We start from the raw sequence: 21,752 nt of genomic DNA on the forward strand, positions 1-21,752 counted from the left end.
CTCAGGCCTTGCGGCCGCGCTGCTCGATGGCGGCCACGGCCTGCTCGACGCTGATGAACACCTGCTCCGGCCCCACGGCCTCGATCAATCCGCTGCGCTCCATCGCGGTGCGGAACAGGCCATGGCCGCCCGCGATCATCATGACCGTCTCGCGCGCATCCAGCTCGCGCTTGAGCCTAAAAAGGGCCTCGACGGCGTCGGCATCGGCATGGGTCATGGCTTCGGCGTCCAGCACGAACCAGCGGGCGTTGCCGGCCAGCGAGACCACGTCGCGGGCACGGCGGCGAAAGGCGTCGGCATTGAAAAACCAGATGGACGACTCGAACAGCCAGATCACCGTGTCCGGCACCGGCTCGGCCGTGGGATTCAGATGCAGTTTGCACAACGCCCGGTCGCCCGGCAGGCGCCCGAGCAACGCATCGCGGGGATTGGCCGTGACATACATCACGTACATCAGCGTGGCCGTGACGGCCGTCATGACGCCGCCCAGCACACCGAAGAACACCACGCCCACCGCGGCCAGCATGGCAAAACCCAGCTCCGCCCGCGAAATCCGGGCCAGTTGGACAAAAGCCTCCCACTGGAACAGATGCAGGGCCGCGAAGAACAGGATCGCCGCCAGCGTGGCCTGCGGCAGCCAATAGAGCAGCCCGGTCGCCAGGCTCAGGACCGCTCCCAAGGCCAGGGCCGCCACGACACTGGCCAGCGGCGAGCTGGCGCCGGCGGCCAGGCTGACGGCGGTGCGCGAATCCGCGCCGGTCACGACGAAACCCTGAAACAGCCCGGAGGCCAGATTCGCGCCGCCCAGCCCGACCAATTCGCGGTTGGGCTCGACGTCCTCGCCGCTGACGGTGGCGAAACTGCGCGCCGTGACGATGCCGCTGGAAAAGCTGACGAGCAGCACACCCGCGGCGCCCAGCAGAAAACCCGGCACATTGCGAAAGTCATCCGGCAGCTTGAACACCGGCAGACCCGCCGGCACATCGCCCACCACCGCGATGCCCAGCTTAGGGAAATTCAAGAGCCAGGACAGCAGGCAGGTGACGGCGACCAGCATGATGGCGCCCGGCCAGCGTGGCCGCCAGGCCCGTTGCGCGGCCAGCGCGGCGCAGCAAAGCACGCCCAGCACCAGCGTGGCGGGATGCGCCTGGGTGAGCAAGCGGGTGACGGCCTCGAAAGGCCGCAGCAGATCCGCCGCGCGCGCGCCCGCGCCAGTCAGCGCGCCCAGTTGCGACCAAGCCAGCGTGAGCGCCACGCCGGCCATATACCCCACCAGCACCGGCCGCGACAGCAGGTTGGCCAGCACACCCAGGCGAAACAGCCGCGCCAGCAGACAACCCACCCCCACCACGACGGCCATGCCGGCTGCCGCGGCAAGCCGGGCTTGCGGCTCGACGATGGACAGCCCCGTCAGGGTGGCTGCGATCAGGGTGCAGGTGGCCGTATCCGGCCCGACGATGAGCGTACGCGAAGCGCCGAACAGGGCATAACCCAGCATGCCGGCCATCGCGGCCCACAAGCCGCTGGCGGCGGGCAAGCCCATCATGCTGGCGTAGGCCAGGCCCACGGGCAGCGCCACGGCCGCGACGCTCAGACCGGCCAGGGCATCCTGGCGCGCGGACGCGGCCGTGATGCCGCGCCATTTGGCCAAATTCGGTCCGAGCAGGGATTTGAGATTCATCGGTGGCGGCTGAGAGCGGAACAAACCCAATGACATCGGGGCCTGGCCGCACAGGCGGCCAGGCCCCGATCTTACCCCTGACGCGGCAAATCCGCGTCCTTAGACCGCGCGCGCCTCGAGCACCGCCACGGCCGGCAGGGACTTGCCCTCCAGAAACTCCAGGAACGCGCCGCCGCCGGTCGAAATGTAGCCGACCTTATCGCCGATGTTGTACTTGGCGATGGCGGCCAGCGTATCGCCGCCGCCCGCGATCGAGAAGCCCTCGGAGTCGGCGATGGCTTCGGCCACCACCTTGGTGCCGTTGGCGAACTGGTCGAATTCGAACACCCCTACCGGGCCGTTCCAGACAATGGTGCCGGCCTGCTTGAGGATATCGGCCAACGTCTGGGCGGTCTGGGGACCGATATCCAGAATCATGTCATCCTCGGCCACGTCAGCGGCCGCCTTGGTGGTCGCCTGGGCATCGGCGCCGAACGCCTTGGCGCACACCACGTCGGTCGGGATGGGCACGGCCGCGCCACGCTCGGCCATGATATCGATCACAGCGCGCGCCTGCGCGATCTGCTCCGGCTCGGCCAGCGACTTGCCTATGGGCAGCCCGGCGGCCAGCATAAAGGTATTGGCGATGCCGCCGCCGACCACGAGCTGGTCGACCTTGCCGGCCAGTGCCTGCAGGATGGACAACTTGGTCGACACTTTGGAGCCGCCCACGATGGCCACCAGCGGACGCTTGGGATCATGCAAGGCACGGCCCAGCGCATCGAGCTCGGCTTCGAGCAGCGGGCCGGCGCAGGCGACCGGCGCAAAGCGCGCGATACCGTGCGTGGTGGCCTCGGCGCGGTGCGCGGTGCCGAAGGCATCGTTGACGTAGACATCGCAAAGCGCGGCCATCTTGCGCGCCAGGCCTTCGTCGTCCTTCTTCTCGCCCACATTGACGCGGCAGTTCTCGAGCAAAACCACGCGGCCCGGTTCGACCTTGACGCCGTCGACCCAGTTCTGCACCAGCGGCACGGGCATGCCCAGCAGCTCGGACAGGCGCTGAGCCACACGGGCCAGCGAATCCGCTTCGGTGAGCACACCTTCCTTGGGACGCCCCAGGTGCGAGGTGACCATCACGGCCGCGCCGGCGTCCAGCGCCAGCCGGATGCCGGGCACCGACGCGCGGATGCGGGTGTCTTCGCTGATGCGGCCGGCATCGTCAAAAGGCACATTCAGATCGGCGCGGATAAAGACGCGCTTGCCGGCCAGATCGCCTTGCTTGGCCAGCGCGGACAGGGTGTTCACTTTGGACATGTTGTCTTCCTTCTTTTATGAGCTTGCCTGGACGATAAAAAGGCCGGCACCTGGGGTCCGGCCCGTTGTCCAAGCCGAAGCCCCCCGCGGGAGGCTTCGCGCTTATGGCAACTTACTTGGCGTTCATCAGCGCGACAGTGGTGTCGAGCATGCGGTTGGAGAAGCCCCACTCGTTGTCGTACCAGGACGACACCTTCACCAGCTTGCCCGAGACCTTGGTCAGGGTGGCGTCGAAGTTGCTCGAAGCCGGGTTGTGGTTGAAGTCCACCGACACCAGCGGCTCGGTGTTGTAGTTCAGGATACCCTTGAGCTCGCCTTCGGCGGCCGTCTTGAGGATGCCGTTGACTTCGTCGACCGTGGTGTCGCGCTTGGCGATGAAGGTCAGATCGACGATGGACACGTTGATGGTCGGAACGCGGATGGCGTAGCCGTCCAGCTTGCCGTTGAGTTCGGGCAGCACCAGGCCGACCGCGGCAGCCGCGCCGGTCTTGGTCGGGATCATGCTCATGGTGGCCGAACGGGCGCGGCGCAGATCTTCGTGGTAGACGTCGGTCAGGACCTGGTCGTTGGTGTAGGCGTGGACCGTGGTCATCAGGCCGGTTTCGACGCCCAGCTTGTCGTTCAGCGGCTTGACCAGCGGGGCCAGGCAGTTGGTGGTGCACGAAGCGTTGGAAATCACGGTGTGCTCGGCACGCAGCACGTCCTGATTCACGCCGAACACGACGGTGGCGTCCACATCCTTGCCGCCCGGGGCCGAGATGATGACTTTCTTCGCGCCGCCCTTGATGTGCGCGCCGGCCTTTTCCTTGGTGGTGAAAAAGCCCGTGCACTCGAGCACCACGTCGACCTTCAGCTCGCCCCAGGGCAGCTCGGCCGGGTTGCGGTTGGCCAGCACGCGGATCTTGTCGCCATTGACGACCATGTACTCGCCTTCGACCTCGACGGTGCCGGGGAACTTGCCGTGGGCCGTGTCAAAGCGCGTCAGATGGGCGTTGGTCTTGGGATCGCCAAGATCATTGATGGCAACGATCTCGATGTCGTGCTTCTTGCCGTTTTCGTAGTGGGCACGCAGGATGTTGCGGCCAATGCGGCCGTAGCCGTTGATAGCGACGCGAATGGTCATGACGAAAGCTCCTTTTACAAAACCTGCTTGACAGCCTCGGCCACCTTTTCGGTGGTCAGGCCGAAGAACTTGAACAGGGCGCCAGCCGGGGCCGATTCGCCGTAGCGGTCGATGCCGACCACGGCGCCCTCCAGGCCCACATACTTGTGCCAGAACGCCGTCACGCCGGCCTCGACGGCCACGCGCGGCATTCCCGGCGGCAACACGGCCCGCTTCCAGGCGGTGTCCTGGCGGTCGAAGACGTCGGTGCTGGGCATGGAGACCACGCGCACGGCGATGCCTTCCTGGGCCAGCGCTTCCTGGGCGGCCAGGGCGATGGCCACTTCCGAACCCGTTGCGATGATAGCGGCGCGGGCATCCGGCGCATCGCGCAAGACGTAACCCCCTTTTGCAACCGCCTTCAAGGTGGCCTCGTCACGCGGCACGAAAGGCAGATTCTGGCGCGACAGCAACAGCGCCGTCGGGCCGCCGTCATGCACGTCCATGCCGATGCTGGCCGGCCGCGACACGGCGTAATCCCAGGCCACCGAGGTTTCGACGGTATCGCAGGGGCGCCACACCGACAGATTGGGAATCAGGCGCAGGCTGGAAGCGTGCTCGATCGACTGGTGGGTGGGGCCGTCTTCGCCCAGACCGATAGAGTCGTGCGTGAAGACATGCACCACGCGCTGCTTCATCAGCGCGGCCATGCGAATGGCATTGCGCGAGTAGTCGGAGAACGTCAGGAAGGTGCCGCCAAAGGGCAGGTAGCCGCCATGCAGGGCAATGCCGTTCATGATGGCGGCCATGCCGAATTCGCGCACGCCGTAGTTGATATGACGGCCGAAGCTCACCCCGCCCTGGTCGGCGGCGCGCACCGCGCCCACGCCCTTCCAGTCGGTGAAATTGGAGCCGGTCAGGTCGGCCGAGCCGCCCAGCAGCTCGGGCAGCAGGCCGGCCAGCTCGGTAATCGCAAACTGCGAGGCCTTGCGGGTGGCGACCGTCTCGCCCTTGGCGGCGGTGGCGGCCACGAAAGCCTGGCCTTTGGCCGCATAGTCCGCGGGCAGTTCGCCCTTCATGCGGCGCGTGAATTCGGCGGCCTCGGCCGGGAAGGCCTTGGCGTAAGCGGCAAAGGCCGCTTGCCAGGTTTCCTGGACGGCGGCGCCGGCGGCGCGGCTGTCCCAGGCCTGGCGCACGTCCTGCGGGACCTCGAAGGCCGTGGCGCTCCAGCCCATGGCGGTGCGCGCGGCAGCGATCTCGTCGTTGCCCAGCGGCGCGCCGTGCACGTTGTGCGTGCCGGCCATGGTGGGCGCGCCCTTGCCGATGACGGTGCGGCACAGGATCAGCGTGGGTTTTTCGGATTGCGCACGCGCCGCCTTGATGGCGGCGTCCACGGCGGCCACATCATGGCCGTCCACGCCCCGGATCACATTCCAGCCATAGGACTCGAAACGCTTGGCGGTATCGTCACCGAACCAGTGCTCGACATGGCCGTCGATGGAAATGCCGTTGTCGTCGTACAGGCCGATGAGCTTGGACAGCTTGAGCGTGCCGGCCAGCGAGCAGGCCTCGTGCGAGATGCCTTCCATCAGGCAGCCGTCACCCATGAAGACATAGGTGTGGTGGTCGACGATGGTATGGCCGGGACGGTTGAACTCGGCCGCCAGCAGCGACTCGGCCAGCGCCATGCCCACGGCATTGGCCAGCCCCTGGCCCAGCGGGCCGGTGGTGGTCTCGACGCCAGCGGTGATCCCCACTTCGGGGTGGCCAGGGGTCTTGGAGTGCAACTGGCGGAAGTTCTTCACCTCATCCAGGGAGAGGTCATAACCGGTCAGGTGCAGCAGGGCATAGATCAACATCGAGCCGTGCCCGTTGGACAGCACGAAGCGGTCGCGGTTGGCCCAGGCCGGATCGGCCGGATTGTGGCGCAGATTGCCCAGCCAGAGCGCCTGGGCGATTTCCGCCATGCCCATGGGAGCGCCGGGATGCCCCGAATTTGCTTTCTGGACGGCGTCCATCGCGAGTACGCGGATGGCATCCGCCAAGGCTAGTTTGGGGACAGTCGGAGTGCTCATGCGGAAGGCTCTTTGGCATTGGCGCCTCGCATCCAAGGCGCCAGAGATAGGGGGTGGAAAGCACAACATTTTAGCACCTGGGGGTAAGCGCATCCGAGGCGCCGGCAAACCTCGCCCAAAGCTGGCGTCCCAAGGCGGCTTCGGGCCAAAATGCGACCTTCTTCTCTTGTTTTCGCCGTCCGCGCATGAGTCTGCCCCGCTTCTACTGTGATCTTCCTCTGGCCGCCGGCCAACGCGTCCGCCTGCCGCAAGACCTCGCGCATCACGCCATTCGGGTGCTGCGCCTGCGCGAGGGCGCCGATATCGTGCTGTTTGACGGCAAGGGCGGCGAATACCCCGCCCAGTTGCAGATCGACGGCAAGGACGGCCATGCCGTCCTGGGCCGGCATCTGCCCCGGGAGGCAGAACTGCCCGGACGCATCGTGCTGGCGCAAGGCCTGCCCTCGGGCGACAAGATGGATTGGATCGTAGAAAAGGCCGTGGAGCTGGGCGCGGTTGCCGTGCAGCCCATTGCCGCGCAGCGCAGCGTATTGCAACTGAGCGGCCCCAGGCTGGAAAAACGGCTGGCGCATTGGCAACGCGTGGCGCAGGCGGCCGCCGAGCAATGCGGCCGCAACCGCCTGACGCAGATCGCCGCGCCGCTGACGCTGCGCGACTGGCTGGCCCAGCCGGCCGAGGGGCCGCGCCTGATGTGCCACCCGCAGGCCAGCGACGACCTGAGCGGCTGGCTAGGGCAGCAGCCCGGCCTGGCCGGGCTCACCCTCATGGTGGGCCCCGAAGGCGGCTGGTCGGACGAGGAGGTCGCCGCGGCCCGCGCCGCAGGCGTGGCCGCCGTGCGCCTGGGGCCCCGGGTGCTGCGCACCGAGACCGCCGGGCTTGCCCTCATCGCCTCGGTCAGCGCCCTGCTCGGCTGGCTCTGAATACAGCGGGCTCAGACTTCGCCGTAAGGCGCGGCCGCCACCCCAGGCTCGGGGTCCGGATGCCGTCCGGCGTGCTCGACCACATAGCAGAACACCCGGCCGTTTTCCTTGGCGAAATCGGCTGCGTCGGCGCAGACGGTTTCAATGGCCGCGGCGTCTTCTTCGAGCGCGGGATCCCCGGAGTGCAGGCGATAGAGCCAGAGCACCGCGCCGGTTTTGTGATCCAGGACGGTATCGCACAGGCAGTCGTACAGCGCGTCCAGATTGCCGCCGAAGAACTCCGGAAAGTCCACCGCCTTGGCAATGGCGCGCAGCACCGCAGAACGGCTGCGCGCACGGTCACAATCGGCCACCAGCAGGGGCATGCCCAGCTCATGGGTGGCGTTGACCATGGACTCTTTGTCCGTGTCCTCGAGCGCGATTGCGCCGCCGCGGCGCAGTTGTCGTAACAGCGTGGTCTGGCCGTTGCGCGTCATGCCTGGGCCTCCTCGAAAAACTTCACCACTTCTTCGCTACGCCGCATCGTATCGGCATAACCCAGTTCTATCAATCGTTCCGTATAAGCGCCTTCGAAGAGCAGATAGGACATCAACGATCCGCCCCCCGACCTCCCCGGAACGGAAGATACACCGAGTACACGAAAAAGGGTGCGGACTTCGGCCGGCATGGCGTCCAGATGCTCCAGCGCCAGCTGGTCCAGCGACTGGCTGGGCGTGAAAGCCAGCACTTCGATGCGCCGCATGCCGTGCACCGCGCCTGGCGGGCTGTGGGCCAGCAGACGGTTGATGCCGTCCAGGCGCTCCAGATCCATGGACAGACCGTCCAGAAAGATACTGGACAGGGCGTGGCCGCCGACCTGCGCCAGCGAAGGATAGGCCGGGGCCTGGGCACGCTTTTCGGGATGGGTTTCATCCTGGAAGCTCGTGCCGATCACCAGCACGCGCTCGGCGCCCAGATGAATGGCCGGACTGATGGGTGCCAGCTGCCGCATTGATCCGTCCCCGCACCATTCTGTCTGCCCTTGGACATTGACGGCCCGCGCGGGAAAGACGAAAGGAATCGCCGCGGACGCCATGACATGGTCGACATCGATGGCCGACGGCACGGCGCGGCGCAGCGAGCGATGCCAGGGCTCGATGGGTCGATCAGACTGATAGAAGGTCAGATGCTCGCCGCTGGTGTAGCCCGAGGCCGTGATCGCCAGCGCCGAGAGATGGCCGCGCGCCAGGTTGTGCCGCATGCGCCGGAAATTCAACAGGCGCTCGAGCAGATTGGCCAGCGGCTGGCTGTCCAGCAGGGACTGGGGCCGCTTGCGCATCACCCCCGAGTACATCCAACCCAGCGACAACAGGCCCAGCCAGCGCACGCCGGTACGAATGAGGCTGGGCGTGTCGGCCCGGTAGACCATGCTGGTGTCCAGCGAGGACCACAGGCGCCGCATGCGCCGCAACGCCAGATGCGGACGATCGGCGCGGCAAGCCAGGGCCGCCGCATTGACGGCGCCGGCCGAGGTGCCGCAGATGATGGAAAAGGGGTTGGGAAAGCCGGGGCGGAAGTGCGGGTCGAGAATCTCGAGCACCGCAGACAACACCCCGACCTGATAGGCCGCACGCGCGCCCCCGCCGGTCAGGACCAGGCCGGTGGTTCGCGGGCGGCCCGCCGCGTCAACGCGCAACGTTGGCATCAACCACGGTCATGGCCGTCATGTTGACGATACGGCGCACGGTGGAGCTGGAAGTCAGAATATTGACCGGCGCATTGGCGCCCAGCAGGAAGGGCCCCACGGCCACATTGCCGCCCGCTGCCGTCTTGAGCAGGTTATAGGCGATGTTGCCCGAATCCACATTGGGGCAGACCAACAGGTTGGCTTCGCCCTTGAGCGTGGAAGACGGCAGGATGCGCAGGCGCAGGGCTTCGTCCAGCGCGCAATCGCCATGCATCTCGCCATCGACCTCCAGATCGGGCGACTGGGCGCGCAGAATCTCGAGCGCCTCGCGCATCTTGGCGCCGGAAGCCGAACTGCCCGAGCCGAAATTGGAGCGCGACAGCAAGGCGGCCTTGGGCGCCAGATTCAGCCGGTGCATTTCCTCGGCCGCCGCCTGCGTGATCTCGGCGATCTGCTCGGCGGTCGGATTATCGTTGACGTGGGTATCGGCCAGCGCCACCGTCCGCTCGTTGAGCAGCAGGATGTTCATGGCGGCATAGATGTTGGCGCCCGGCTTTTTGCCGATGACCTCGTCGATGAAGCGCAGGTGGTCGTGGTAGGCGCCCACCGCTCCGCAGACCATGCCGTCGGCGTCGCCCAGACGCACCATCACCGCGCCGATGAGCGTCGAGCGGCGGCGCATTTCCACCCGCGCCATTTCCTTGGTGATGCCGCGGCGGCACATCAACTCCCAGTAGGTGGTCCAGTACTGGTGGAAACGCTCGTCATACTCGGGGTTGGTGACTTCGACGTCCTGGCCCAGGCGCAGGCGCAGGCCGAACTTCTCGATGCGGGCCGACAACACGGACGGACGCCCCACCAGGATGGGCTTGGCCAGGCCTTCGTCGACGATGACCTGGACGGCGCGCAGCACGCGCTCGTCTTCACCTTCGGTAAACACGATGCGCGCCCGGCCGCCTTCGCGCACAAAGCGCTTGGCCGAGGCGAACAGCGGCTTCATGAAAGCGCCCGAGTGGTAGACGAACTGCTGCAATTGCTCGACATAGGCGTCGAGATCGGCGATGGGCCGCGTGGCCACGCCGTCAGCCATGGCGGCGCGGGCCACGGCCGGCGCGATACGCACGATCAGGCGCGGATCGAAAGGTTTGGGAATCAGATAGTCGGGCCCGAAAGACAGGTCGTACGTGCCATAGGCCGCAGCCACGACCTCGCTTTGCTCTTCCTGGGCCAGCCCGGCGATGGCATAGACCGCGGCCTTTTCCATTTCGCGGGTGATCGTGGTCGCGCCCACGTCCAGCGCCCCCCGGAAAATGTAGGGGAAGCACAGCACGTTGTTGACCTGATTGGGGTAATCCGAGCGGCCGGTGGCCATCACGATGTCGTCGCGCACCGACGCGGCCAGCTCAGGCAGGATCTCGGGCGTGGGATTGGCCAGCGCCAGGATGAGCGGGCGCGCGGCCATGGCGGCCACCATTTCGGGTTTGAGCACGCCGCCGGCCGACAGCCCCAGGAAGACATCGGCGTCGGTGATGACGTCAGCCAGCTTGCGCGCCTCGGTTTTCTGCGCAAAACGCGCCTTGTCGGGATCCATCAAGGTGGTGCGGCCTTCGTAGACCACGCCCTCGATGTCGGTGACCCAGACGTTTTCCAGCGGCAGGCCCAGATCCACCATCAGATCCAGGCAGGCAAGCGCGGCGGCGCCTGCGCCGGAGCTGACGACTTTGACCTTGGTGATGTCCTTGCCCACGACCTTCAGGCCGTTGATGAAGGCCGCGCTCACGGTGATGGCCGTGCCGTGCTGATCATCATGGAACACGGGGATCTTCATGCGCTCGCGCAGCTTGCGCTCGACGGTGAAGCACTCGGGCGCTTTGATGTCCTCGAGGTTGATGCCGCCGAACGTGGGCTCCAGGCCGGCGATGATCTCGACCAGCTTGTCCGGATCGGTTTCATTGATCTCGATGTCGAACACGTCCAGGCCGGCGAACTTCTTGAACAGCACGGCCTTGCCTTCCATCACGGGCTTGGAGGCCAGCGCGCCGATATTGCCCAGCCCCAGCACGGCGGTGCCGTTGGAGATCACCCCCACCAGATTGCCGCGCGCGGTATAGCGAAACGCATTGGCCGGGTCATCGACGATTTCTTCACAGGCCGCCGCCACGCCGGGAGAATAGGCCAGCGCCAGATCGCGCTGATTGGTCAGTTGTTTGGTCGGCGTGACCGAGATTTTGCCGGGACGGCCGTGCTCGTGATATTCCAGCGCGGCTTTGCGAAAATTGGCATCCATGATGGGCGAGTGATATACGTCGTTAAAGAAACAGGGCATCGCCGCGCCCTGGGCGGCGGCGAAAGTGCTGCTATCTTACTCTCGCCCTTCCGGGTGTTGGATTCCGGGGAAACGCCCATGCGGGTCAAACAAATCCTTGACGCGCCTATCCAGCCGCCATCCCGCATGGCCACGCTCGCAAGCCTCGCCTGCCGGCCGCCCGCAAGCCCAGTGGCTGTGCTGCACCCAGGCCAGCGCGCCCCCATGCCCGAGCAGCACCTGGGCCAGATTGACGGGTTCGTGCATGGCGTCGAGTCTGAACTGCGCCCGCCAGCCCTGGGCCGTCTGGCAGGCTTGCGCGTCGGCGCTGGCCGCCAGCCGAAACAGCGCGGGCACCAGGCCCTGCACCGTGGCAGAGCGCAGCGGCTGCGTGTCCGCCACCCCGAAGGCGCCCAGCCCCTCCACCGTGCCATCGGAAAACATGACGGTCGCCGCGCGCAGGCCGCTGTCGGCCGGCGCGGCATAGCCCCGCGGGGTGGCCAGCCAGGCGGCGACGGTCTGCTGCGGATCGGCTGGCGCGAACTGCGCGCAACCCTGAGCGGCGAGCACCCCGACCGGGCAGCCAGGTTCGGCCACGATGAGGCCGCCTTCGCGGCGCCAGCCCGACAAGGCGACGGGATCCAGCCACAGGCAGGGCAAGGCGTCAGCCGGGCCGGGCGTTCCCCACAAGGCCAGTGTGACCCCGTGCGTGTCCGCCAGCTCGCGGGCGCGCCAGACATCCTGCGGATGGCCCAGCACCAGGCGCGGCCGGTCCTGCTGTTTGAATTCCCCCACGGCGGCAGCCGCGATCCGCTCGCAAAACGTCTCCCAAGGCGAGCGCGGCGGCCTGCGCCCGGTCAGAAAGGCGCGGCGAGATGGTTGCATGGCTAAAATCCCTCTTTCGCTGTGAGATTCATGATGCCGCGCCTTGCCTCCCGTACCAACGATTTTCTGACATTCCAGGTTGTAGAACTCTTCAAAGAAGCCCAGGCCCTGAGCGCGGCCGGCCGCGACATCATCAGCCTGGGCATCGGCGAGCCGGACTTTACCGCCCCGCCTCAGGTCGTGGAAGCGCTCGAGCGCGCCAGCCGCGCGGGCCTGAGCGGCTATTGCGCGCCCGGCGGCCTGACGCCGCTGCGCGAAGCCATCGCCGAGTTCTACGCCACCGAGTTTGGCGCGCGCATCGACCCGCAACGCGTCATCGTCACCGCGGGCGCCTCAGGCGCCCTGGCCCTGGCCAGCGCCGCCCTGGTCAACCCGGGCGCGGAAGTCCTGATGCCCGATCCCTCCTATCCGGCCAACAGCAACTTCATCCTGGCCGCGGGCGGGCGCCCGCGCCTGGTGCCCAGCAATGCCGCCAAGCGTTTTCAGCTCAGCGCACAGGACGTGCGCGACAACTGGACGGCGGCTACCGAAGGCGTGCTGATCGCCTCGCCCAGCAACCCCACGGGCACCAGCATCCGGCACGACGAACTCGCCGCCCTGCTGGCCGAGGTGCGCAGCCGCAATGGCTACACCATCATGGATGAGATCTATCTTGGGCTGTCCTATGAGCAGGCGCCGCGTTCGGCCCTGACGCTGGACGACGACATCATCGTCATCAACAGCTTCTCGAAGTATTTCCACATGACAGGCTGGCGCCTGGGCTGGATGATCGTGCCGCAGGCCATGGTTGGCACCCTGGAAAAAATGTCGGCCAGCCTGCAGATCTGCGCGCCTACCCTCGCGCAGCACGCCGCCCTGGCCTGCTTCACGCCCGATACGCTGAAGATCTTCGCCCAGCGCCGCGACGCCTTCCGCCAACGCCGCGACTATCTGCTGCCCGAATTCGAACGCCTGGGCATCCCCGTGCCGGTCAAGCCGGATGGCGCCTTCTACATCTACGCCGACATCCGCCACCTGGGCATGGACAGCATGGCCTTCTCGCAGCGTCTGCTGCATGAGGCCGGCGTGGCCGCCGTGCCGGGCGTGGACTTCGGGCCCGCTCACGGCCTGTCGACGATGCGTTTTTCCTATGCGACCGGCCTGGACCGGCTGCAGGAAGCCATCGCCCGCATCGAACGGCTGCTGTAAAAAAAAACCCTCGAGGCCCAAGGCCCGAGGGGTTCAGATCCGGCGTGCGCCTTAGTCGCGAGCCAGGGCAATGCCCGAGGCCAGCGCCAGGCGCCGGCGTTCGGCCTGTACCTTGGCGCCATAACCGCCGTCGTCCGGACCGGTCGCCCCGACATAACAGGCCAGCCCGCCATTGACGGAACCGCGGCGATCGATGCAATCCTTCAGGATGGTGGCGCCCACATGGATGTTGGCGACCGGGTCCAGCGCGCCTGCCCGTCCCGGGGCAATGGCGTCAAACTTGTCCTGATGGATGCGGGTCATCACCTGCATCAGGCCCTGCGCACCCACCGCGCTTTCCGCGAAGGGGTTGTAACGGGACTCGATGGCGATCACGGCCAGCAGCAGCAAAGGATCGACTTGCTTCTCGCGACCCACACGGTAGACGGTGTTCACGAGCACGCCGGTGGCGTCATACGCCACTTTGTATTTGCGCGAGATATAGTTGCGCAACGCCTCCACCTGGCCGTTGCTGGTTCCGGCGGCGGATTTACGTTGCGGCGGAAGCGGCTCCGAGCGAAGCGGACCCAAAAAACCGGTAGCATTGCTGGCCGGCGCATTAGGCACGGCCATCACGACAGCGGTGGAACCTTCCGGCTCCAGCCCGGCTTCGGGGCCAGTGGAAATCGACGTTGGCGCGAGGGCGGTCAACAGGGCCTTGTGCACCTGCAAAGCCTGGTCGCGCAAACCGGGCAAGGCAAACCCCATACTGACGGTCACGATGACCGCGATACCCAGGTAGACCGAGCACAGGCGCAGTCCCTCGGCGAGGTTGTGATGCACTCCCTGGGCCAGCTGTCGAAACACGCCGGCCATTGACGCATCGGGCATAAAGACCTCCTGCGTTGGGAAAGTAAGGGGTGGATGTTAACCTGTAAATGCATCAAAAATGTAACCAACCTGCCGGGATCTGTAGTGAAGTACCGCGACCTCCGAGATTTCCTCAAGCAGCTTGAGCTCAAGGGCGAACTCAAGCGCATCAATGCCGCCGTCTCCACGAGACTGGAAATGACCGAGATCGCCGACCGCGTTCTGCGCGCCGGCGGCCCTGCCTTGCTGTTCGAACGCCCCCTGCATGAAGGCCGCCCCGCCGAGATGCCGGTGCTGGCCAATCTGTTCGGCACGCCGGGCCGGGTGGCCTGGGGCATGGGCGCCGAAGACGTGGCCGCGCTGCGGGAGGTGGGCGAGCTGCTGGCCTCGCTGCGCGAGCCCGAACCGCCGCGCGGCTTTCGCGATGCGCTGGCCAAGGTGTCCATGCTCAAGGCCGCGCTGTGGGACATGAGCCCCAAGACCGTGCGCGGCGCGCCCAGCCAGGAAGTCGTGTGGGAAGGCAATGATGTCGACCTGTCGCGGCTGCCCATCCAGACCTGCTGGCCCGGCGACGTCGCTCCGCTGCTGACCTGGGGCCTGGTCATCACGCGCGGGCCGCATGCCCGGCGCCAGAATCTGGGCATCTACCGCCAGCAAGTGATCGGCCGCAACAAACTCATCATGCGCTGGCTGTCGCATCGCGGCGGCGCGCTCGATTTCCGCGATCATCGTCTGGCCAACCCTGGCCAGCCCTTCCCGGTGGCCGTGGCGCTGGGCGCGGACCCGGCCACCACCCTGGGCGCCGTCACCCCCGTGCCCGACAGCCTGTCCGAATACCAGTTCGCCGGTCTGCTGCGCGGCTCGCGCACCGAGGTCACGCAGGCGCTGGGCAGCTCGCTGTCGGTGCCGGCCACCGCCGAAATCGTGCTCGAAGGGCATTTGCTGCCGGCCGACGATCCGCGAGCCCAGGCGCCGCAGGTCCCCGAAGGCGCCCCGCCGCCGCCGGACCTCGGCTATGAAATGGCCCTCGAAGGACCTTACGGCGACCACACGGGCTATTACAACGAGCAGGATTGGTTTCCGGTCTTCACGGTCGAGCGCATCACCATGCGCAAGAACCCCATCTATCACACCACCTATACCGGCAAGCCGCCGGACGAGCCGGCCGTGCTGGGCGTGGCGCTCAATGAGGTCTTCGTGCCGCTGCTGCGCCGGCAACTGCCGGAAATCGTGGATTTTTACCTCCCGCCCGAGGGCTGCAGCTATCGCCTGGCCGTGGTGTCCATCCGCAAGCAGTACGCCGGCCATGCCAAACGCGTGATGTTCGGTGTCTGGAGCATCCTGCGGCAGTTCATGTACACCAAGTTCATCGTCGTGGTCGACGAAGACGTCAACACCCGCGATTGGGCCGAAGTGATCTGGGCCATGACGACCCGCATGGATCCGGTGCGCGACACCCTGCTGGTCGAGAACACCCCCATCGACTACCTGGACTTCGCCTCCCCGGTGTCCGGTCTGGGCGGGAAAATGGGCCTGGACGCCACGAACAAATGGCCTGGCGAAACCCAGCGCGAATGGGGTGTGCCCATCAAGATGGATGAGGATGTCAAAGCCCGGGTCGACGCCATGTGGCAGGAGCTCGGGCTCTAAGGCTGCCGCCACCTCGCTCAGCACAAAAAAACGCAGCCCTGGGGGCTGCGTTTCACTTGGGTGGCGCCAGGCGCTCGTCAGTCTGACTCGCGCTTATGGGATTTCATCCATGTGCGCGCGAGCTGCCAGCCCGCTAAGCCGATGCCGGCCCAGCGCAGCAGGCCCAGACGCTTGCCACCGCCCATGAACATGGCCGAGGCCGCCGAACTGACAATGGGATAGCGGCGGGCGATATTATAGGCCTGCAGCACCCATTGCGAGGTATTGCCCCGGGTCAGTTTGGGCAACAAACCGCGCACCAGATTGGCGGGTTCCAGCGCCTGGCCGGTTTCGGCGATGCTCTGCGCCAGGCTTTCGCGTTCGATGGCTGCGCGGGCGCGCAGCAATTCGATGCGAACCTGTCTTTCCACGGCAGGAGATTGACGGTGTGCCATCAGCGACCTCCCGAAGCCGTTTCGGCCGCATCACGGCGTTCCAGATCGACCTGAGCGTCGCGGACCCGCTCCATCAGCTCGGCATCGCGGCCGAGTTCCTCGAGCGTGGCCGAGAACGGCAAGGGGCCGTCCACCAGCTCGCGGCGCACCAGGAAAAGCAAGGCCACGCCGATCACGCCATAGATGGCGGCCAGCCAACCCAGGGCGACATAGCGATCCGCCGTGGGCCAGAAGGCCACCGCGATGGTCACCGTAAAGACCAGCACGGCCAGGGTGAGAAACAGCAAAGCGGCAAACGCCATGCCCAAGGTCTTGAGCAAGCGGAGTTTTTCGTGGCCAGCTTCCTGGGCCAGGAGTTCAAGACGTGTGCGGAGCAACCCGACCAGGCTGGCCGCTACGCCGAATACCGAGGTACGTAGACTCATGCAGATCGCCGGGCCTTCGGCGAACCGAAGGCCCTGCCCTATCAGCGGCGGCTGATCAGCAAGCCGAGCAGCAGGCCGGTCACGCCTGCGATGCTGATGGCTTGCCAGGGATTGTCATGGACGTAGTCGTCGGTCGCGCGGGCGGCGCGCCGGCCGCGCTCGAGCATGGCATCCTGGGCGTCATACAGCGCCTCACGCGTGCGCTTGAGCGAACTCAAGGCGCGCTCGCGCAGCTCGGAAGCCTTCTCGCCGGACGAGGCAGCAGCCTCGCGCAGCAAGGTCTCGGCATCGTTGAGACTGCTTTTGACACTGTCAATCAGTTTGTCTTTGGCGATATCTTCAGATCGTTTCGCGGGCATAGAGCACTCCTTTTGAGGTGTCGTTGGTAAAACCATCATACCAGCGCGTTTCAACTGGGCAAGCCGCCCGCGCGCCAGATACTTTCTGCTACTTGATTTCGGTGATCTCGACTTGCGATTTGCTGCCGGCCATGTCGATCTCCTGCTTCATGACGAGACTGACCGCGGGGCAATACCAGTCGGTCACGGTCGTGTTCATCCCGGGGATGGGCAAGGTCAAACCCTTGAAGGTCGCCATGGTGGGATCGCTATTGCGCGTGTAGCTGATCGGCCAGCAGGACTGCTCGCCCAAGGCCGTGGCGATGGTGCGCCGCGCGCCCACCGTCTTTTCGCCGATGCGCACCGTGGTGCTGGGCTGCCCGCCCACCGGCGCTTCCTTGCCGATATTGATGCGATAGCTGCCGCCAGGAAACTTCTGCCCCTGCCCCGTGACCTTGTCATAGGCGAACAAGCCCAGGATGCGCAGATCGAACTGCCCGTCCTTGGCCGGCGCTTCTCCCGCCTGCTCGTAGCGGCTGAAACTGGCCTGCCCGCTCTTGACCGTCATCAGATAATCCAGCTTGGATTTGCCGGCCGGCAGACCGGCATAGGCAAACGTGGCCACACCCTGCACGCGCGCGCGGCAGTTGTCGCCGTTGCTGCGGCTGACGTCACTGAAGGCGAGGTCGGCGCCCAGATTGATGTTGCCCGAGCCGGAAAACTGCAACTGACCGCCGTCATGCATGAATTTGGCGTCGCACACGCCGGCTTGGGTGATAGGGGCGATGCCGGCCAGAACCAGCGCGAAAATCCAACGAGCCACCGTGTACTCCTGTAGGGTTGCGCCGTTTCCGGCGTCTTGCGCCTGATACTACACCGCTTGCAGGGCGTAAGCCCGGTATCTGCCGGCGCATCGGCCCGCCCATGCAGAAAAGGCGTTTCGCCCCGCCGGTCCCGGCGGCGCGAAACGCCCCTCTTGCTTGGTTTTCCCCTTGAGCCATCGCTGAGACGGCATTGAACGACCGTTGCCAGCCGCCTACCTCAGTCAACGCAAGCTTCGTGCCAGCTTGGCCTGGCCGACAGCGATCCGCCAAGCCGCTGATTCTTCGGGGTTTTCCGATAACGGCACAACGCCACGCGCAGGCCGCTGCGGCATAACGGTGCCCGTGGCACCAAGGTTGTGCCAGCGCGCCCCAAAACGGCCCTGCAAATCACTTTTGGCTATAACGATGGAAGGAATCAGAAGTTGTGGGGCTGAACCCCGCTGCCTATGATCGTCGGACGATAGCTGGGCGTGGCATTGAGGTTCATGAAGCTTTTTCCGATTTTTTCCGATCTCCAGGGCCGACGCGTCCTGGTTGTGGGCGGCGGCACCGTCGCCACGCGCAAGACGCAGGCGCTGCTGCAGGCTGGCGCGCAAGTCACGGTGGGCGCGCCTGCCCTGGCCCCCGAACTGGCCCGGCTGGCTGAGCAGCAAGCCATCACCCACGTGGCGGGCGAGTTCGATCCCGCCTGGCTAGACGGGGCCTGGCTGGTGATTGCCGCCACCGATGACCGCGCCACCAACGCCCGCGTCTACGAGGCCTCCTGTAGCCAGCAGCGCTTTTGCAATGTCGTCGACGACCCCGCCTTGTCCAGCTTCCAGGTGCCCTCCATCGTGGACCGTTCGCCGCTCATCGTGGCGATCTCCTCCTCGGGCGTGGCCCCGGTGCTGGCGCGTCGTCTGCGCGAACGCCTGGAGTCGCTGTTTGACCACAGCCTGGGCGCGCTGGGCGAACTGGCCGCCCGCTACCGGCCGCGCATCCGCGCCGCCCGGGCCGACCTCGGCCAACGCCGCCGCTTTTATGATTGGCTGCTCGACGGGCCGGTGGCGGCCGCCTTGCGGCGGGCCAAGCCGCAGCAGGCCGAAGCCCTGCTCGACGCCGCATTGGCGGCCCCGGCCACGCCCGCGTCCGGCCGCGTGATTCTGGTGGGCGCCGGGCCCGGCGACCCCGGCCTGCTGACGCTCAAAGCCCTGCGTGCCCTGAACGAAGCCGACGTCATCCTGCACGACCGCCTGGTCAGTCCCGACATCCTGGCGCTCGCACGGCGCGACGCCGAATGCATCTCGGTAGGCAAGCGCCTGGGCGAGGACCACAACGCCACGCAAGCCCGCATCCACACCCTGATGGTCGAGCACGCCCGCGCCGGGCAGCACGTGGTACGGCTCAAGGGCGGCGACGCCTTCATCTTCGGACGCGGGGGCGAGGAGCTCGAGCACCTGCGGGCGGCAGGGGTGGACTATGAGGTGGTGCCGGGCATCACGGCTGCGCTGGCCTGCGCGGCCTACGCGGGCATCCCCCTGACGCACCGGGATCATGCCCAATCGGTGCGGCTGGTCACTGCCCATTGCCGCGCCGACGAAGACTCCCTGGACTGGGACGGGCTGGCACGGGATCGCCAAACGCTGGCCTTCTACATGGGCGTAGGGCAGTTGGACAGCCTCTCGGCCCGGCTGATTGAACACGGCCGGGCCCCGGACACCCCTTTCGCGCTGGTCGAAAATGGCAGCCGTCCGCAGCAGCGGGTGGTTACCGGCCTGCTGTCGCAACTGGCCGGCATCGCACGCGAGCAGGCCGTTGCCGCGCCCGCGCTGCTCATCGTCGGCGAGGTCGCGGCGCTGGCGGACAAACTGGCCTGGTTCGGCGCTCCGGCCCCTTAGGCTTACTCGACTTTCTGCTTGGTGCCGAAAATGCGGTCACCGGCATCGCCCAGCCCGGGCATGATATAGCCATGCTCGTTCAGGCCGTCGTCGATCGAGGCGGTATAGATGTGGACGTCGGGATGTTTGTCCATCACAGCCTTGATCCCCTCGGGCGCGGCCACCAGCGTCAGCGCGCGGATTTCGCGCGCGCCCGCCCGCTTGAGCATGTCGATCGTGGCGACCAGCGAGCCGCCGGTGGCCAGCATGGGGTCGACGATCAGGGCCAGACGCTGATCCAGCTCGCCCACCAAGCGCTCCAGATAGGTATGCGCCTGCAGGGTCTCCTCGTTGCGGGCCAGGCCCACCACGCTGACCTTGGCCCCGGGAATGAGGCTGAGCACCCCGTCGAGCATGCCGATGCCGGCCCGCAGAATCGGCACGACCGTGACTTTCTTGCCCGCGATCTTTTCGACTTCCACGGTTCCACACCAGCCTTCGACCGTGGTCGGCGCCAGCGCCATGTCCTTGGACGCTTCGTAAGTCAGCAATGCGGCCACTTCCTGCGAGAGCTCGCGAAAGCTCTTGGTGCTCAGATCGGCGCGCCGCATGATGCCTAGTTTGTGCCGCACCAGCGGATGACGGATTTCATGCACGGGCATGTCCGGATTCTCCAAAAATAAAATACTCAAAACCCGCGCCTGCGGGCGATACCCTTATTGTTCGGCGAGCCACGCGATGAGTGCATCATCGAATTTGCGCACCGCATCGGCGTTTTCATGGTTGACCATGCTCACCACCACATAACGCTTGCCGCTGCTGCCCAACACATAACCGGCGATGGAGCGCACGTCGCGCAATGAGCCGGTTTTCAGATGGGCCATGCCCAGCGTGCCATTGCTCTTCATGCGCCGGCTGACCGTGCCATCGACACCGGCAATGGCCATCGACGCCAGATACTCGGGCATGACGGGCGAGCGCCAGGCCAGGGTCAACATGGAAGCCAGGCTGTCGGCCGACACACGCGCCTCGCGCGACAGGCCTGCGCCATTGTCGATCACCAGCTCGGGCATATTCAGCCCCTGCCCGGACAGCAGGCCCTTGGCCACCGCCTCGCTGCTGGCCACGGTCGCCGGACGGCGGCCGCGCTCGGCGCCCAGGGTCAACAGCAGGGTGCGCGCCATGACATTGTTGCTGCGCTTGTTGATGACCCGGATGGCTTCGCCCAGGGTCGGCGACTCATGCGAGGCCAGCACCACGGCGTCGGCCGGCACGACGCCGGCGCGCATATTACCCTTGAATGTGCCGCCCAGCTCACGCCACAGCAGCCGGAACACCGCATCGGTGTAATCCTGCTGCGACAACGCCAGCCGGTACAGGCTGAACTCGCCGCAGGCGCCCGGCACGGAACCGGCCACCCGCAGGGTGATGTCCTGCGGCGTGACCACCGGCTGCGTCGTGACGTCCGGCCCGCCTTTGCAGCGGCCTTCGGCCCACTGGATATCGCCCTCGAGCCGCAGCCCGGGCACCGGTGGATCCACCGTGGCGACCCACTTGCGGGCCGCCGGATCGGGCGTGACCAGCAGGCGCAAGGCGCCGAAACCGACCATCAGCGCATCGGGGCTGGCGTTGTAGGCGCGGTCCGGCGCGCCGTCGAAAGCGCCCGGGTCGGTCGCCACCTGCCCGAAGATGCTGCGATCGACCACCAGATCGCTGATTTCCTTGACGCCGCGCAAACGTAGCTCGCGCAACAGCGTCCAGAGATCCTGCAGCAGAAATTGCGAATCGCCGCCGCCGCGCCAGTACAAGGGGCTCTTGAGCACGCCATGCGCATCGGGACGGGCGCCGGGTTCGGTCAAGAAATCGGTGCGCCACACATAGTTGGGCCCCAGTTCGGACAGCGCGGTCCAGGTCGTGACCAGCTTCATGACGGAGGCCGGGTTGCGCGGCGCCTTGGCGTTGATGGCCACCAGACGCGGCCCATTGACCTCCTGCACGACGAGCGACAGCGCTTCATCGGGCAGTTTGGTGGCCTTCCAGGCCTGGGCCAGGCTGGCCGGCAGACCCGGCGCGCTGGCCGCGCCCTGCGCATGCGCCGCCGAGGGCAGCCAGGCCGCCAATGTGAGTCCGAGCGCCGCCAAAGCGCGCCCCAAAGCCAAATATCCCATGGCCTGTAACACCATCTTATGCACAAAGATGAAAGCATACATAAGGCGGACGCACTGCGGCGGGCGGTTACAGACGGGGGGTTGGGCGCGGGC

General features: G+C 66.4%; 19 protein-coding genes. 4 read left to right on the forward strand and 15 right to left on the reverse strand.

Annotated elements, in window-relative coordinates; translation table 11 throughout:
• Window position 1: 1 nt before the first annotated feature.
• The 4 genes from CAL22_RS14385 to tkt form a co-directional block, all read right to left on the reverse strand.
• A complete protein-coding gene (locus CAL22_RS14385; RefSeq protein WP_208622003.1) occupies window positions 2-1,681 on the reverse strand; it encodes a SulP family inorganic anion transporter in 1,680 nt (559 codons plus the stop codon).
• A gap of 99 nt (window positions 1,682-1,780) precedes the next feature.
• On the reverse strand, window positions 1,781-2,974 hold the full coding sequence (locus CAL22_RS14390; protein WP_094814391.1) for a phosphoglycerate kinase: 1,194 nt from the start codon (window positions 2,972-2,974) through the stop codon (window positions 1,781-1,783).
• A 112-nt stretch (window positions 2,975-3,086) separates the two neighbouring features.
• On the reverse strand, window positions 3,087-4,097 hold the full coding sequence (gene gap / locus CAL22_RS14395; RefSeq protein WP_094814393.1) for a type I glyceraldehyde-3-phosphate dehydrogenase: 1,011 nt from the start codon (window positions 4,095-4,097) through the stop codon (window positions 3,087-3,089).
• 14 nt (window positions 4,098-4,111) lie between these two features.
• On the reverse strand, window positions 4,112-6,151 hold the full coding sequence (gene tkt, locus CAL22_RS14400; protein WP_094814395.1) for a transketolase: 2,040 nt from the start codon (window positions 6,149-6,151) through the stop codon (window positions 4,112-4,114).
• 185 nt (window positions 6,152-6,336) lie between these two features.
• Here tkt and CAL22_RS14405 point away from each other — a divergent pair, with 185 nt between their 5' ends.
• Window positions 6,337-7,071 carry a 16S rRNA (uracil(1498)-N(3))-methyltransferase gene (locus CAL22_RS14405; protein WP_094814397.1) on the forward strand — a complete coding sequence of 245 codons (735 nt, stop codon included), beginning with the start codon at window positions 6,337-6,339 and terminating at the stop codon, window positions 7,069-7,071.
• 11 nt (window positions 7,072-7,082) lie between these two features.
• Here the strand turns inward: CAL22_RS14405 and CAL22_RS14410 are convergent, their stop codons facing one another.
• From CAL22_RS14410 to CAL22_RS14425, 4 genes are all read right to left on the reverse strand, one after another.
• On the reverse strand, window positions 7,083-7,547 hold the full coding sequence (locus CAL22_RS14410) for a barstar family protein (RefSeq protein WP_094814399.1): 465 nt from the start codon (window positions 7,545-7,547) through the stop codon (window positions 7,083-7,085).
• On the reverse strand, window positions 7,544-8,755 hold the full coding sequence (locus CAL22_RS14415; protein WP_167383647.1) for a patatin-like phospholipase family protein: 1,212 nt from the start codon (window positions 8,753-8,755) through the stop codon (window positions 7,544-7,546). Before CAL22_RS14415 ends, CAL22_RS14410 begins: the two co-directional genes overlap by 4 nt.
• The gene (locus tag CAL22_RS14420; protein ID WP_094816633.1) at window positions 8,736-11,024 is read right to left on the reverse strand and encodes an NADP-dependent malic enzyme; all 2,289 of its coding nucleotides are present in this window, start codon (window positions 11,022-11,024) and stop codon (window positions 8,736-8,738) included. Before CAL22_RS14420 ends, CAL22_RS14415 begins: the two co-directional genes overlap by 20 nt.
• Window positions 11,025-11,099: 75 nt before the next feature.
• Window positions 11,100-11,927 carry a hypothetical protein gene (locus tag CAL22_RS14425; RefSeq protein ID WP_094814401.1) on the reverse strand — a complete coding sequence of 276 codons (828 nt, stop codon included), beginning with the start codon at window positions 11,925-11,927 and terminating at the stop codon, window positions 11,100-11,102.
• Window positions 11,928-11,960: 33 nt separating this feature from the next.
• Between CAL22_RS14425 and CAL22_RS14430 the strand changes: the two genes are divergently transcribed.
• The gene (locus tag CAL22_RS14430) at window positions 11,961-13,115 is read left to right on the forward strand and encodes a pyridoxal phosphate-dependent aminotransferase (RefSeq protein WP_094816637.1); all 1,155 of its coding nucleotides are present in this window, start codon (window positions 11,961-11,963) and stop codon (window positions 13,113-13,115) included.
• A gap of 51 nt (window positions 13,116-13,166) precedes the next feature.
• Here CAL22_RS14430 and CAL22_RS14435 read toward each other — a convergent pair whose 3' ends face one another.
• Window positions 13,167-13,985 carry a lytic transglycosylase domain-containing protein gene (locus CAL22_RS14435; RefSeq protein ID WP_094814403.1) on the reverse strand — a complete coding sequence of 273 codons (819 nt, stop codon included), beginning with the start codon at window positions 13,983-13,985 and terminating at the stop codon, window positions 13,167-13,169.
• An 84-nt stretch (window positions 13,986-14,069) separates the two neighbouring features.
• Between CAL22_RS14435 and CAL22_RS14440 the strand changes: the two genes are divergently transcribed.
• Complete coding sequence (locus tag CAL22_RS14440) at window positions 14,070-15,614, forward strand: UbiD family decarboxylase (protein ID WP_094814405.1); 1,545 nt, start codon at window positions 14,070-14,072, stop codon at window positions 15,612-15,614.
• A 77-nt stretch (window positions 15,615-15,691) separates the two neighbouring features.
• Here CAL22_RS14440 and CAL22_RS14445 read toward each other — a convergent pair whose 3' ends face one another.
• The 4 genes from CAL22_RS14445 to CAL22_RS14460 all read right to left on the reverse strand — a co-directional run bounded on the left by CAL22_RS14445 (window position 15,692) and on the right by CAL22_RS14460 (window position 17,634).
• Window positions 15,692-16,048, reverse strand: a complete 357-nt coding sequence (locus CAL22_RS14445; RefSeq protein WP_094814407.1) for a hypothetical protein — start codon at window positions 16,046-16,048, stop codon at window positions 15,692-15,694.
• Complete coding sequence (locus tag CAL22_RS14450) at window positions 16,048-16,473, reverse strand: phage holin family protein (RefSeq protein WP_094814409.1); 426 nt, start codon at window positions 16,471-16,473, stop codon at window positions 16,048-16,050. The genes CAL22_RS14445 and CAL22_RS14450 overlap by 1 nt, the downstream gene beginning before the upstream one ends.
• A gap of 41 nt (window positions 16,474-16,514) precedes the next feature.
• A complete protein-coding gene (locus CAL22_RS14455; protein WP_094814411.1) occupies window positions 16,515-16,832 on the reverse strand; it encodes a DUF883 family protein in 318 nt (105 codons plus the stop codon).
• 88 nt (window positions 16,833-16,920) lie between these two features.
• Window positions 16,921-17,634 (reverse strand): hypothetical protein, encoded by a 714-nt coding sequence (locus tag CAL22_RS14460; protein WP_094814413.1) that lies wholly within the window; start codon window positions 17,632-17,634, stop codon window positions 16,921-16,923.
• A 486-nt stretch (window positions 17,635-18,120) separates the two neighbouring features.
• Here CAL22_RS14460 and cysG point away from each other — a divergent pair, with 486 nt between their 5' ends.
• On the forward strand, window positions 18,121-19,512 hold the full coding sequence (gene cysG / locus CAL22_RS14465; RefSeq protein WP_094814415.1) for a siroheme synthase CysG: 1,392 nt from the start codon (window positions 18,121-18,123) through the stop codon (window positions 19,510-19,512).
• A gap of 2 nt (window positions 19,513-19,514) precedes the next feature.
• Here cysG and upp read toward each other — a convergent pair whose 3' ends face one another.
• The gene (gene upp, locus CAL22_RS14470) at window positions 19,515-20,153 is read right to left on the reverse strand and encodes a uracil phosphoribosyltransferase (RefSeq protein WP_094814417.1); all 639 of its coding nucleotides are present in this window, start codon (window positions 20,151-20,153) and stop codon (window positions 19,515-19,517) included.
• Between the two features lie 54 nt (window positions 20,154-20,207).
• Window positions 20,208-21,659 (reverse strand): D-alanyl-D-alanine carboxypeptidase/D-alanyl-D-alanine endopeptidase, encoded by a 1,452-nt coding sequence (gene dacB, locus CAL22_RS14475; RefSeq protein WP_244193898.1) that lies wholly within the window; start codon window positions 21,657-21,659, stop codon window positions 20,208-20,210.
• Window positions 21,660-21,752 lie beyond the last annotated feature (93 nt).

Origin of the sequence: Bordetella genomosp. 12, assembly GCF_002261355.1 — a bacterium.
Lineage (GTDB): Bacteria > Pseudomonadota > Gammaproteobacteria > Burkholderiales > Burkholderiaceae_B > Bordetella.